The 13,592-nt window shown below is 59.1% G+C and carries 14 protein-coding genes and 1 tRNA gene; 1 reads left to right on the plus strand and 14 read right to left on the minus strand.

Annotated elements, in window-relative coordinates:
- Window positions 1–197: 197 nt before the first annotated feature.
- The 13 genes from arsH to QRN60_RS07270 form a co-directional block, all read right to left on the minus strand.
- Window positions 198–923, minus strand: a complete 726-nt coding sequence (gene arsH, locus QRN60_RS07210) for an arsenical resistance protein ArsH (RefSeq protein WP_003502708.1) — start codon at window positions 921–923, stop codon at window positions 198–200.
- Window positions 901–1,323 carry an arsenate reductase (glutaredoxin) gene (gene arsC / locus QRN60_RS07215; protein WP_112590445.1) on the minus strand — a complete coding sequence of 141 codons (423 nt, stop codon included), beginning with the start codon at window positions 1,321–1,323 and terminating at the stop codon, window positions 901–903. Before arsC ends, arsH begins: the two co-directional genes overlap by 23 nt.
- A gap of 2 nt (window positions 1,324–1,325) precedes the next feature.
- Window positions 1,326–2,384, minus strand: a complete 1,059-nt coding sequence (gene arsB, locus QRN60_RS07220) for an ACR3 family arsenite efflux transporter (protein WP_111792850.1) — start codon at window positions 2,382–2,384, stop codon at window positions 1,326–1,328.
- On the minus strand, window positions 2,384–2,911 hold the full coding sequence (locus tag QRN60_RS07225) for an arsenate reductase ArsC (RefSeq protein ID WP_129565179.1): 528 nt from the start codon (window positions 2,909–2,911) through the stop codon (window positions 2,384–2,386). Before QRN60_RS07225 ends, arsB begins: the two co-directional genes overlap by 1 nt.
- 29 nt (window positions 2,912–2,940) lie before the next feature.
- Window positions 2,941–3,303 (minus strand): ArsR/SmtB family transcription factor, encoded by a 363-nt coding sequence (locus QRN60_RS07230; protein WP_035212424.1) that lies wholly within the window; start codon window positions 3,301–3,303, stop codon window positions 2,941–2,943.
- A gap of 109 nt (window positions 3,304–3,412) precedes the next feature.
- Window positions 3,413–5,194, minus strand: a complete 1,782-nt coding sequence (locus QRN60_RS07235; RefSeq protein ID WP_087743908.1) for a chloride channel protein — start codon at window positions 5,192–5,194, stop codon at window positions 3,413–3,415.
- Between the two features lie 21 nt (window positions 5,195–5,215).
- The gene (locus QRN60_RS07240) at window positions 5,216–6,040 is read right to left on the minus strand and encodes an MBL fold metallo-hydrolase (RefSeq protein WP_060726205.1); all 825 of its coding nucleotides are present in this window, start codon (window positions 6,038–6,040) and stop codon (window positions 5,216–5,218) included.
- A gap of 2 nt (window positions 6,041–6,042) precedes the next feature.
- Window positions 6,043–6,825 (minus strand): TatD family hydrolase, encoded by a 783-nt coding sequence (locus QRN60_RS07245; protein ID WP_112277808.1) that lies wholly within the window; start codon window positions 6,823–6,825, stop codon window positions 6,043–6,045.
- Between the two features lie 11 nt (window positions 6,826–6,836).
- Entirely contained in the window at window positions 6,837–8,387 is a 1,551-nt protein-coding gene (metG, locus tag QRN60_RS07250) for a methionine--tRNA ligase (RefSeq protein ID WP_129567337.1), read from the minus strand.
- Between the two features lie 112 nt (window positions 8,388–8,499).
- Window positions 8,500–9,525 (minus strand): DNA polymerase III subunit delta', encoded by a 1,026-nt coding sequence (locus tag QRN60_RS07255; protein WP_129565180.1) that lies wholly within the window; start codon window positions 9,523–9,525, stop codon window positions 8,500–8,502.
- Window positions 9,518–10,192 (minus strand): dTMP kinase, encoded by a 675-nt coding sequence (gene tmk / locus QRN60_RS07260; protein WP_129565181.1) that lies wholly within the window; start codon window positions 10,190–10,192, stop codon window positions 9,518–9,520. The genes QRN60_RS07255 and tmk overlap by 8 nt, the downstream gene beginning before the upstream one ends.
- Before the next feature lie 137 nt (window positions 10,193–10,329).
- On the minus strand, window positions 10,330–11,502 hold the full coding sequence (locus QRN60_RS07265; protein ID WP_080866135.1) for a D-alanyl-D-alanine carboxypeptidase family protein: 1,173 nt from the start codon (window positions 11,500–11,502) through the stop codon (window positions 10,330–10,332).
- A gap of 75 nt (window positions 11,503–11,577) precedes the next feature.
- The gene (locus tag QRN60_RS07270) at window positions 11,578–12,666 is read right to left on the minus strand and encodes a septal ring lytic transglycosylase RlpA family protein (RefSeq protein WP_099085419.1); all 1,089 of its coding nucleotides are present in this window, start codon (window positions 12,664–12,666) and stop codon (window positions 11,578–11,580) included.
- Between the two features lie 315 nt (window positions 12,667–12,981).
- On the opposite strand from QRN60_RS07270, the gene QRN60_RS07275 reads away from it, so the two are divergent.
- Entirely contained in the window at window positions 12,982–13,320 is a 339-nt protein-coding gene (locus tag QRN60_RS07275) for a hypothetical protein (protein WP_020012516.1), read from the plus strand.
- A 131-nt stretch (window positions 13,321–13,451) separates the two neighbouring features.
- Here QRN60_RS07275 and QRN60_RS07280 read toward each other — a convergent pair.
- Window positions 13,452–13,541: transfer RNA gene (locus tag QRN60_RS07280), tRNA-Ser, on the minus strand.
- Between the last annotated feature and the right edge of the window lie 51 nt (window positions 13,542–13,592).

Below are 13,592 nucleotides of genomic sequence, written 5' to 3' on the forward strand. Positions count from 1 at the left end.
GGGAGTGTGACATTCCAACTTTGCAGAAACACGACACTTTAACTTTGCGGCTACACACAATAATCGCATAACATATATTATGGAACTTATTTGGTGGTGTGGCTTTGGATTTGTGCGGTTGTTGCTCGCTACAGATGCCACTGCGCGATCGATGTGATCATATCTGAAAAGCACGAAACACCACCAGCGCCAACCGATCAGATCGATTTTAGCGAGACTCGTTTTTCAAGCTCCTCTGCCTGCTCTTTGCGTTCACTGTAGCGATCTGTCAGATAGCTGGAAGCGTCACGTGTCAGTAGCGTGAATTTCACCAGTTCCTCGCAGACATCCACGACCCGGTCATAATAGGATGATGGCTTCATCCGGCCTTCAGCATCGAATTCCTGATAGGCCCTTGCCACCGAGGACTGGTTTGGGATGGTGATCATCCGCATCCATCTGCCGAGAATTCGCATCTGGTTCACCGCGTTGAAGGACTGGCTTCCGCCGGAAACCTCCATGATGGCGAGCGTCTTGCCCTGTGTTGGCCGGACCGATCCGACCGCGAGAGGAATCCAGTCGATCTGCGACTTCATGATGCCGGTCATCGCGCCGTGGCGTTCGGGACTTACCCAGACCTGTCCCTCCGACCATTGGGAGAGTTCACGCAACTCCTTCACCTTCGGGTGGCTGGCCGGCGCTTCATCGGGCAAAGGCAGGCCTTTCGGATCGAATATCCGAACCTCGCAACCGAGCCGTTCGAGCAGCCGCCCGGCTTCGAATGCAAGCAGACGGCTATACGAAACCTCGCGCAGCGAGCCGTAAAGGATCAGGATGCGCGGCTTGTGGGTCGAAAACGTCGGATGCAGTGCATCCGGGTCAATGTTGTGCAGGTGTTGCGCCTGCAACGCGGGAAATGTCTCAGGCAATGCGCTTTCCTTCATTGTCGAGGACCTGCTCACCATCCTCCTTGAAGAACGGTCCGTTGAAAGTCTTTGGCAGAATATCCAGCACGACTTCCGATGGACGGGCGAGCCTGGTGCCGAGTGGTGTCACCACGAAAGGGCGATTGATGAGGATCGGTGTTTCTATCATCGCATCAAGCAGCTGATCGTCGGTCAGATCGGGATTGTCGAGACCGAGTTCGGTATAGGGTGCCCCCTTCTCGCGCATGGCTTCGCGCACCGTCATGCCCGCATCCGCAATCATTTTTGCGAGCCGTTCGCGCGTCGGCGGTTCCCGCAGATATTCGACCACGGTCGGCTCGATCCCTGCCGCGCGGATCAGCGCCAGCGTGTTGCGAGACGTTCCGCAGGACGGATTGTGAAAAATCGTGGCATCCATGGTCATTGCCTTTCAGTCATTATCGTTCGGGAAACGGCGGGGGCAGCCTCATACCAATCCTTCGAGCGGTTCACGATCCAGACGACCGAAAGCATGACCGGGACTTCGATGAGAACACCGACAACGGTTGCGAGTGCCGCGCCTGATTGAAAGCCGAACAGGCTGATGGCGGCCGCGACGGCCAGCTCGAAGAAATTGCTGGCGCCGATGAGGGCCGAAGGCCCGGCGACGCAATGTCGCTCACCCGTCATCCGGTTCAGGAGGTAGGCAAGCCCCGAATTCAGATAGACCTGGATGAGGATCGGGATGGCAAGCAGACCGATGACGGCTGGCTGGGCGATGATTTGCTCGCCCTGGAAGGCGAAGAGAAGAACCAGCGTCGTAAGCAAAGCCACCAGCGAAATCGGCTGCAGCCTTGCAAGAACGCGATCCAGCATTCGTGACGTTCCGTCAGTCATGAGCCACCGCCTGATCAGCTGCGCGAGGATGACGGGAACGACAATATAGAGCGCGACAGAGAGAACGAGCGTATCCCAGGGCACGGTGATGGCCGAAAGGCCTAGCAGCAACCCGACAATGGGAGCAAAGGCCACGACCATGATCGCATCGTTGAGCGCGACCTGCGACAATGTAAACAGCGGTTCACCCCGTGTCAGGTTGCTCCAGACGAAGACCATGGCGGTGCATGGAGCGGCGGCAAGGATGATCAACCCGGCAATATAGGAGTCGATCTCACCAGCCGGAAGATAAGGACGGAATAGCCAGCCGATGAAAAACCAGCCGAGCAGCGCCATCGAGAACGGCTTGACGGCCCAGTTGATGAACAACGTCACGCCAATGCCGCGCCAGAATGTGCCGACCTGCGAGAGGGAGCGGAAATCGATTCTGAGCAGCATCGGGATGATCATCAGCCAGATCAGGACCGCAACCGGGATATTCACCCTGGCGATCTCGGCAGCAGCGATGAGCTGAAAGACGCCGGGCATCCAATGGCCGAGCGCGACACCGACAACGATGCACAGGAACACCCAGACGGTCAGATAACGTTCGAAGACGGACATCAGGCCGATTTTCCTTCACAATTGGTGGTTCCTTCCAAAGCGCCGATCTGCCGGAGCTTGGTTTCCAGCGCCATTCGATCGATCGATTGCAGGGGCAGGCTGACGAAAGCCGCGATCCTGTTCTTGAGGAAACGGGCAGCCTGCGCAAAGGCGCGTTGAACCTCGGCCTCAGAGCCGACCACGGCGGCGGGGTCCTCTATACCCCAATGGGCCGTCATCGGATGGCCGATCCAGACGGGACAGGCTTCACCTGCGGCGCTGTCGCAGACCGTGAAGATGAAATCCATCTGGGGCGCATCAGGCCCGGCAAAAACATCCCAGCTTTTCGAGGTGAAACCAGCAGCAGGATAACCCAGCACCGCCAGTTCCTTCAGGGCGTGAGGGTTCACCTCCCCCTTCGGCTGGCTGCCGGCCGAATAGGCGTTGAACCTCCCCTCACCTTCCCTGGCGAGAATGGATTCGGCAAGAATGGAACGAGCGGAATTGCCCGTGCACAGAAAGAGCACGTTATAAATCTTGTCGGTCATGGTTTCGGTCCGTGGTTAGATCGGTGGTCTTACAGGCCCGGCGATGGTGTCGCCTCCGGGCTGCAGCAGGGTGTCAGCTCGGCAATCAGCGGTGCACAAAGTTCGGTCGAACCACCGCAGCAATCCTTCAGCAGAAACAGGGTCAACAGGCGCAACCCGTCAAGATCGGCGCGATAGATGATAGACCGGCTTTGCCGCTCGCTCTTGACCAGACCCGCCCGCGAAAGCGTGGCGAGATGCGCCGACATCGTGTTCTGTGGAACATCGATAAGGCGCGCAAGTTCCCCAGCGGGAACACCGTCCGGCTCGTGCCGCACGAGTATCCGGAATGTCTCCAGGCGGGTGGATTGAGCCAAAGCGCCAAGCGCTGTTATTGCGGTTAAATTATCCATATATCCAGAATAACGGATACAAAAGGATTGTCAAGAAAACAAACGAGGCAGAAGAAATGAATATAAAAATTAATCTTATCAACAAGATGAATAGATTTCCTAATGTATATTATAATTCACCGGACGCCTCGCGACGCCTAAGATCCAGCTCTTCGCTATAACGTCTCAATGTATGGCTTTCCGTGAGCAGGCCCACCGGCCGATTTTCGATCTTGTCGTTGACGACCACCAGCGCCTCGCTCTCCGCCGCATCGAAGGCCGCCGCCGCCTGACGGGCATTCATGGTCGGCAGCAGCACGTCGTTCTTGTAGTGCAGATAGGTTTCGAGGCTGATCTTGCTGGGGTCGCGATCCATCGGGTCGGCATAGATTTCCGGGACAAGGACGACGCCAGCATAACGCCCGTCATCATGGGTCATGATTACCCGTTGCGTTGAACCGAGCGGGAACTTCTCCCTGAAGGCCGGAAGCCCCATGCTGACATTGGCCTTGCGGATATCGGCGCGCATCATCTTGCCGACCGTCAGGTCGCGGATCCAGCCGATATCGTGGGCGCTGCGAATGCTCTCGCCACGCAGGTGAAAACGCCAGGTGGCGAAAGAGTAACCGAACGTGGTGCGTACCACGAGCGAGGTGGTGATGACGGCGGCAAGCACCAGAGCCGTGATCTGGAAGTCACCGGTCAGTTCCAGCGCCAGAAACGTCATGGTCAGCGGGCCACCGATGATGGCGGCGGCAAAGGCGCTCATGCCGATCACGGCATAAACGATGGGTGCTGTCGAACCATAACCGATATAGGGGGCGCAAAGCGCGAAAATCTTGCCGAGCAGCGATCCCATGAACAGCGAGGCGAAAAACAGGCCGCCGCGGAAATTCGAACCGATGGAAATGGCGCTGGCCGCCGCCTTCAGCAGGAACAGTCCGGCCAGCCCGTATATCGTCAGTTCTGCGTCGATATTGAGATGCAGCGCGCCGTGGCCGCTCGACAGCACCTGCGGTGAAATCAGCGCAAGCCCACCCACCGCCACGCCGCCAATTGCAGGGCGTAGCCAGCCGGGAATGGCGCTTTTGCGGGCCGTCTCCTCGATGAAGGACACCGCCTGCATCAGCGTGATGCCGATGGCCGCGCACACGACGCCGAGAAAGATGGCAGGCACATAATCCGCCGGCGTCACGCGGCTGGCATCGACAATATCGATGGAGAGGCCATGGCCGCCGATAACACCGATAACGGTCGTCGCCACCAGCGCCGAAACGATGAGCGGCGCAAGCGTTACGACGGTATAAGTGCCGATGATGAGTTCAATGGCGTAGAACGCCCCGGTCAGAGGCGCATTGAACGCTGCTGCAATCGCCCCTGCGGCGCCGCAGCCGACGAGGATGCGCATGTCCCCTCGCCTCAGTTTCAGCTTGATGCCGATCTTCGAGGCAACGCCGCTGGCGATCTGGGTGTAACCGGCCTCGAGCCCGACGGAGGCGCCGAAACCGTTGGAGACGATATTCTGCACGCAGACAATGATACTGTCCGTCAGCGACAGGCGGCCGCCATGCAGCGCATTTGCCTCGATGGGGTCGACCATGGGTTTCTTGCGGGTCTTCGATAGAATGAAGATGATCAGGCCAAGTACTATGCCGCCGATGATAGGACCGGCGAGCACGATCCGCCCGGAAAGATCGCTGCTACTCAGCCGCTCGACGCCGAAGACCAGCACATGCAGCGCCGTGCTAAGAGCGCCGATCAGCGCCACCAGGAGACCCGCGGCGATGCCGATGAAAACGGCGAGGATCACCAGCCCCAGTTCGCCGCGGCGGAACATGGCCCGCAACCGGCTGGCGCGCAGATTGTCGAAGAAGCTCGCCATACTGGGTGCACGGAAAGGCTTGGTCGACATGCTGTTCCTTTTCAGGCGGCGTCAGGCTGCTTCGATCTCGATCTCGAAACGCATCTGATCATAAGCCGGTTCAACATTATCAGGCGTTTCACGCATCACCGTGTCATAATCGAGCGGAATATGCATGTGGGTCAAGATCGCCCGTCTGGGTGCGAATTTCTCGATCCAGCCGAGCGCCTGCTCCAGCGAAAGATGGCTTGGGTGGTAACGGTGCTGCAGCGCGTCGATGACGAGGACATCGAGACCCGCAAGCTTCGGTAGGCTCTCGGCCGGAAAATCGCTGACATCGGTACAATAGGCAACGTCACCAATGCGGAATCCCAGCGAATGCACATCGCCATGCTGCTGCATATGCACGCCAAAAGGTATCGGCCCGCCTGCCCCGTCGATGATAACAGGCGCGTCGATATCCGCGATGATCCGGGGTTCGACGATGGGCGGATAGCTGCTGCCCGGCGGCGTCTCCAGGCAATAGGCGAAACCGTCCCATATGCGCGCCATGGTGACGGGATCGGCATAGATCGGAATGCGGTTTTGCTGAATGGCGAAATAGATGCGCAGATCGTCGATGCCGTGCAGATGGTCGGCATGGGCGTGGGTGTAAAGCACCGCATCGACCGCCTCCACCTTCGCCGCGATCATCTGCTCACGAAAATCCGGGCCGGTATCGATGACGACAGTTGTCCTGCCGCCATCCGGGCCGATCTGCTCCACCATGAAGGCGGTGCGCGTGCGCCTGTTCCTGGGGTTGTCAGGGTCGCAGGCACCCCAGTCGCCGTTGATGCGCGGCACGCCGGGCGACGACGCGCATCCGAGAACCGTGAAGCGGCGACGGTAGATTGCCACGCCTACACCCTTGTCATCTTCGAAAAGCAGCGGAAGGCGTTTTCGGTGGTGATTTCGGCCATGCGCTCATAGGAAACGCCATGCACCTCGGCCAGAACCTCCGCGGTGTTGACCACGTAGGAAGGTTCGTTGCGTTTGCCGCGCCAGCGCTTCGGCGCAAGATAAGGCGCGTCCGTCTCCACCAGCAGCCGGTCCAGCGGCACGGTGGCGGCGATATCGCGGATATCCTGCGATTTCGGGAAAGTCAGAATGCCGGAGAAGGAAACATAACCGCCAAGTTCGACACCGGCTTTCGCCAGCTCAGGACCAGCGGAGAAGCAGTGCAGAATGAAGGGGAATGCTCCCTTTTCGCTCTCGGCGCGCAAAATAGCGGCCATGTCGTCATCGGCACTGCGGCTGTGAATAACGAGCGGCAGCTTCGTTCTCCTTGCCGCCTCGATATGGCGAAGGAGGCCGGTCTTCTGGTCTTCCGGCTTCTGCGTGTCGTAGAAATAATCCAGACCCGCCTCGCCGATCGCCACGATCTTGTCGTGGCTCTCCGCCAGCCGCACCAGATCATCAGCAGAGATATCCAGTTCCTCGGCTGCGCTGTTGGGATGCGTGCCGACCGAGCAGAAGACCGACGGATATTTTTCCGTGATCTTCAAAAGTTCGGGCAACCGGCGCACCCGGGTCGAGATCGTCACCATCTGGCTGACACCCGAAGCATGGGCGCGGGCGATGATATCGTCGCGCTCAGCCTCGAAATCGGGAAAATCCAGATGGCAATGCGTATCGATCAGCATGGTTGTCGCCTTCACGCTTCCGGCGCGACGTAACGCGGGAAAACCGGCTTCGGCGCTTCGAGCGGCGTGCCCGGAACCAGACGGCCGGCTTCGCCCAATACAGCGAAATCACGCTTGTCGGCGGGAGCGGCAACGAGATCGAGCAGCTTGTCGCAGGATTCTGGCATGAAGGGCTGCAAGAGAATGCCGATCTGGCGCACCACTTCCGCCGTCACGTAAAGCACGGTTCCCATGCGCTCGGGATCGGTCTTCTTAAGCGCCCAAGGCTCTTGCGACGCGAAATAACGGTCGGTTTCCGAGACGACGGCGATAATGGCCGCAAGCGCGCGGTGGATGAGCTGCTTGCCCATCTCCTCACGGCAAATCGCCAGCAACCCGTCGGCGGAGGCGAGCATCGCTTTGTCTTCATCGGTGAACTCACCGGGTGTCGGTATCTGGCCGTCGCAATTCTTGACGATCATCGACAGCGAACGGCTGGCGAGATTGCCGATGCCATTGGCGAGATCGGCATTGATGCGGGTGGCGATACCCTCTTCGCTATAGCTGCCGTCCTGGCCGAAGGAGACTTCGCGCAGGAAGAAATAACGGACCTGATCGAGACCGAAATGGTTCACCAGATTGGCCGGATCGACGACATTGCCGAGCGACTTCGACATCTTCTCGCCCTTGTTGAGCAGGAAGCCATGGGCATAGACCCGCTTGGGCAGCGGCAACTTGGCGCTCATCAGGAAGGCTGGCCAGTAGACCGCGTGGAAGCGGATGATGTCCTTGCCGATGATATGCACGTCGGCAGGCCAATATTTGGCGCGCGGACCGTTCTTGTCTTCGATGTAACCGGTGGCGGTGATGTAGTTGGTCAGCGCATCGACCCAGACATACATGACGTGCTTCGGGTCGTTCGGAACCTTGATGCCCCAGTCGAAGGTGGTGCGGGAAATCGACAGATCCTTGAGGCCGGATTTCACGAAGGAGATGATTTCGTTGCGTCGTTCCGACGGACCGATGAATTCAGGGTTTTCCTCGTAAAGCTTCAGCAGCTTGTCCTGATATTCGGAGAGCTTGAAGAAGTAGCTTTCCTCTTCCACCCACTCGACCGGCGTGCCCTGCGGCCCGTAACGAACGCCGTCCGCGCGCACTTCCGTCTCGTCCTCGCCGTAATAGGCCTCGTCGCGCACGGAATACCAGCCGGCATAGCTGCCCTTGTAGATATCGCCGCTATCGGCCATCAGGTTCCAGATATTGCGCGAGGTCTCGTGGTGACGCTCTTCCGTGGTACGGATGAAATCATCGTTCGAGGCGTTGAGCAGCTTGCCCATCTCGCGGAACTGATCGGAATTGCGCTGCGCCAGCTCTTCCGGCGAAATACCTTCCGCCCGCGCTGTCTGCTGCATCTTCTGGCCGTGTTCGTCGGTGCCGGTCAGGAAGAAAACATCCATTCCATCCAGGCGCTGAAAGCGTGCCATGGCGTCCGTCGCAATCAACTCATAGGCATGGCCGATATGCGGCTTGCCGTTAGGATAGGAGATCGCGGTGGTGATGTAGAATGGTGTCTTGTCTGTCATGACGGTCTATCGACTTTACAGGCTGTTTTTTGGATAGACCGCTCTTAAACCATTGTGCGCAGCAGCGAAACAACAACTTCCCCATTTCGGGTATGATTCCTGATCCCGGCACCTAAACCGAACGGATATCTTCCAGAATGGAAAGCACCATCTGCTTCTTGTCGAGATTATAGGCCTGCGCCACGGTGATGCGTTCCGAAAGCGCCGAGGAAAGCCGCGCATGTCTTTCCGCCGCCGCGATATCGCCCTCCATCGCCGCCGCCCTTGCGCGCTCCATCAGCTCTTCCGTCACATGCTCCATGAAGAAGCCGAGGACGATGTCTCCGTCCTTCTGCGCGAGAATCTCCGCAAGCTTGTGCATCTGCTTGCGCGCGCCCGGCCCTTCGGCTCCCATGACCTCGGCAAAGGCCTCGACGATGTCCGAGCCGCCGTAATTCAGCAGCTTGAGCGCCTGCGCGACGCTGCCCTTGGAGGCGGCAAGCAGGGCATCTCGTTTTTCGCCGGATGGGCTGATACCGAGATAATCGAGCGATTGCACCATGGCCGCGTCGGAAAGCGGCAGGAGCCTGAGCGGCATGCAGCGCGAGCGGATGGTCGGCAGCAATTTTCCGGGCGCGTGCGACAGGACGAGAAACATCGCCCGCTTTGGCGGTTCCTCCAGTATTTTGAGGATCGCATTCGCGGCATTGCGGTTGAGATCGTCGGCGGGATCGATGATGACGATGCGCCAGTTGCCGGTGCCAGACGTCTGCGAGAAAAAGTGCCCTGCCCGCCGCACCTCGTCCACGGTGATGGCTGATTTCACACGGCCGGTCTTTTCGTCCACCGGACGGGTGAGATGCAGCAGATTATGCGAGGCGCCTGCGGTGATCTGCCGGCTGACCAGCGATTGCGGATCGGGATCGGCAAGAAAATCCGGCGCCAGCGACGGATCGGGATGGCTGAGCACATGATTGGCAAAACGGAAGGCGAGCGTCGCCTTGCCGATCCCCTCCGGCCCCTCGATCAGAATGGCGTGATGGCCCTTACCTGAGCGATAGGATTGCGCGAGGAACGCTTCCGCCTCTTCATGGCCAAAAAGCTTCGTGTTCTGCTGTGGCGCAATCGCGCCGTCGAGAACGCCCTGAACCTCACTCATGCGCCGCGCCCGCTGCTATTCCCAGCTGTTCAAGCAAAGGCTCGACGAAGGACAGGACATCCTCCGCCACCTTTCCTTCCGGCTGGTCGGCATTGACGATCCGGCAGCGACGCGGTTCGGCGAGCGCAATATCCAGATAGGCTTCCCGCCGCTTCTCGTGGGTTTCGATTTCCTCTTTCTCGAACCGATCAGGCGCAGCGCCCTCATCCGCACGCTTTCTGGCGCGGGCGAGCCCCTTTTCGGCGGCGATATCGAAAATCAGTGTCAGTTCGGGCACGACGCCGTCAATCGCGATGCGTTGCAGGGTTTCGATGAAGTCCGGCTCCAGATTGCCGGTCGTGCCCTGATAAACGCGAGAAGAATCGAGAAACCGGTCGCAGAGGACGATCTCGCCGCGCGCGAGCGCCGGGCGAATGACCTCTTCGACATGGTCGTTGCGGGCAGCCGCAAACAGGATTGCTTCCATGCGCACGCCGAAGGATTCGGCCGCACCCGACAGGATCACATGCCGGACAGCCTCCGCACCCGGCGAGCCACCCGGCTCGCGCGTCACGACCACCTCGAAACCACGGCCGCGAAGCGCCTCGGCAAGGGTGCGAATCTGCGTCGACTTGCCGGCGCCTTCGCCGCCTTCGAAGCTGATGAACAATCCGGTCTTTTCGGCCAATGTCACGTCCTGCGAGGAATTCACGTAAATGTTGAATTGCCTGTTTACAGCATCGAACCGAAATGTGTGAAGCGCTTTTCAGAAAAACCGGTGCCTGAACAAAAGCATAGGAACAAGGCGATGCGTGGAACAGGCTTTCAGAGCCAGAACAGCAGCAGTTCCTTCAGCGCACCCGTTGCATTCTGGGTAAGCGATCCCTTGCCGACCGCCGCCTTCGTATAAAGCGGAACCTCCCGCAACAGGCGCTCACCCGAAAAAATCCTGAGCGTTCCGGCATTTGCGCCAACGTCCAAAGGTGCATTCAGCGGCCAGCGATAGACGATTCGTCCGGAAATACGCTCCGGATTATTGACTGGCACCAGCACGCTGACATCTTCCTTCGGCGAAAGATCGATATGCGCGACATCGCCGCCATAGACGCTGACCGACCCGACAGCCTCGTCCTTGCTGAAAAGATGGCGTTTCTCAAAGGCCGTCAGGCCCCAGTCCACCACCCGGCGGGCTTCCTCCTGCCGCGTCTTGTCGTCCACGATGCCTGAAAGCGCCAGATAGACCCGGCGGCCTTCCCTCTCGGCCGAGACGACGGCGGCAAAACCGCTGCCTTCGGCAAAACCAAGCCCGAGACCATCGATACCGCTGCCCGGCATCAACAGCGTGTTTTTATTGCGCTGGAAAATCCGGTTCCATTCGAAATCCGGCTTGGTGAAAAGCCCGTAACGGTCGGGATAGGTGTCATGCAGATGCTGGGCAAGGCGCACCATGTCCCTGGCCGTCGTCTGGTTGCCGGGATCGGGAAGCCCCGTGGAATTGGTAAAGGTGCTGCGGCTCATGCCAAGTTCGCCCGCCCGCGCCGTCATGCGCTTGGCAAAGGCGGCATCCGAGCCCGTCATGCCTTCGGCGATGACAATGCAGCCATCATTGGCGTTCTGGACGATGATGCCGGTCAAGAGATCATTGATGCTGACGGAGGATTTCAGCGCCGCGAACATGGTCGAGGTGCGCGACGGCGCACCGCCCGTGCGCCAGGCATATTCCGAGACGGGATAAGCGGTCTCAGGCGTCACCTGACCCTTGGACAGCGCATCCAGCACCACCTCCACCGTCATCAGCTTGGCGAGCGATGCAGGTGGAAAAGGCTGATTCTCATTCTGCGAAAGAAGCACCGTTCCCGTTTCGGCATCGACCATATAGGCCTGTTCGGCCTTGGCGATGAAGGGGGCTGTCTGTGATTGCGCCGGGCCTGCACTGAAAAACGCAAGCGCAGCCGCCGTGACGACCGAACAATAGGAGCGATGAATGGCCTTGCGCATGAAACCGCCCAGTCCTGCCTGCCGCAACCGGCTGCCCGCGATAAAGGCGAGAGGCCGGCCGTATCCTTCAATCCGTCAGCGCGACTTCGCCTGCTGACGCTTCACATGGGCGAGTATCGATTGCTCATTGAGCGCGCCACGATCGACGAGCACGCTGTCAAAGGCGCTCGCGGTCCTGGAAACCGTAGCAGATTCTTCGGAATAGGCCGCGGCAAATTTGGAAGACGGCGTCGGCACGCGCAGATAATTGCCGCCGGGGGCAGCCGGCTCACGCATGAAATTGCCTTCCGGACGCTCGGCCAGGATAGGGCCGATTTCCGGCAGGATCGCGAATTGTTCGAAAACCGGCGCCGGGCCATTGACCAGCGGCATGGCCTGAAGCGCCGCATTCTTCTTGGAACCGACGAGCGCCGTCTGGGTAGAGCCGCCATAATTCGGGTTGGAGGTGGGCGCGGGAACGAAATTCGGAGAGGCCGAAGCCACCATCACGCCCGTTGCGATCTGCCCTTCCGGTGCTACACCCGGCGAACGCGATCCCTTCGGAATGTAAGATGCCATCAGATAGGGCATGTCGTGACCGTCAAGCGGTGCGCGGCCGGCATATTGCACCCGCACATTCGCCGTTCCAGTGGCCTTCATGTCCAGAAGATCGGCCGTCTTGCTGGAAACGTCGATCAGGCGGCCTTCATGGAACGGTCCGCGATCGTTGACGCGCACGAGAACCGAAGCGCCATTCTCCATGTTGGTGATGCGCGCGTAGCTCGGCAGGGGAAATGTCGGATGTGCGGCAGAAAGATGTTCTTTGTCGTAGACTTCGCCATTGGCGGTCAGGCGACCATGAAAGGCGGAACCGTACCAGGAAGCAAGACCGGTCTTGTTGTAACCCGGCTCTTCCTTCGGGAAATAACGGCGGCCCTTGACGGTATAGGCATTGCCGACCAGCTCGCGCCCGCCGCCCTTGGGAATGCTTTTGCCATCGGCCACACGCGGGCTGGCTTTGACGCCATATTCGGATTCGGAAAAATATTCCTTGCTGCGCTTGGGTTTAGGCTTGGTCTCGGACGTCGTGGAACACGATGCAGTCGCAGCGCAAAGCACGGAAATTGCGAGCCACTTCACGCCCGACCTGGCGTTGATGCCGAGTTTCTTGACCGAAGAATTCAAATCGTCTGCCCCACGCTGCTATTGGCTCGGAGAACCGCACCCTCACTTGCCTCGATAATTGCCCCTGCCATCGAAGCACCTAACAGTCGTTTAATCTTGTGCATAACGTGGCGAAAATGCGAACGACTTCTGCAAATTCGATAAAATTGTAACGAACGTGGTTAATGATTTCTATCTTTTAAGCCGATCTGTCGGGCCCAATCTACCCACCTCGGCCTCCCTTCCCGACCGCATGCTCAAGGAACAAATGGACGACGACCGCGTTTTCTCCCCGCAAACAACGAGCTTCCGCCGGTTTCGGCTGAGGGAGGAAACATGATCAAGTTTATGAAAACCACAGGTCTGGCGATTGGCATCGCCCTCGTATCCTTCGCCGCACCAATCCCTGCAGGTGCACAGGACATGGAGCTCAGAATCGGCCCTGACGGCGTTCGCCCCGTCATCCGAGATCGTGACCGGGATGTGGACCGCCGTGGCCCGCCCCGCATGCGCGGTTGCAGCGAACGCGAAGCCCGTGCCGCTGCCCGTGAGGCAGGTTTACGCGATCCCGAGGTCGTACGCGTCACGCCGGGTCGTGTCGTCGTTGAAGGCTTCACGCGCCGGGGACCGGATCGCATCACCTTCGCGAATGAACGGGGTTGTCCGGAAATCTGATCAAATTAGCCGCTCGGAACCCGCCGAAAGGCGGGTTTCCCATTCACGCCGATCTCCAGCCATTCCAAAGCAAAGCAACGCGATCGAAGCATCCTTCGTCGCTGCTCTTTTAGAATCATTTTCGGACTGAATGGCAGATGGGGTGGGATTCGAACCCACGGTACGCTCTCACGCACGCCGGTTTTCAAGACCGGTTCCTTAAACCACTCGGACACCCATCCATCGGTGGTGAGGCTTTATAGCGGTTTGAAAAAGGCCGTCAATCCCGCCCG

Source organism: Agrobacterium sp. CFBP2214 (assembly GCF_030209895.1).
GTDB lineage: Bacteria > Pseudomonadota > Alphaproteobacteria > Rhizobiales > Rhizobiaceae > Agrobacterium > Agrobacterium radiobacter.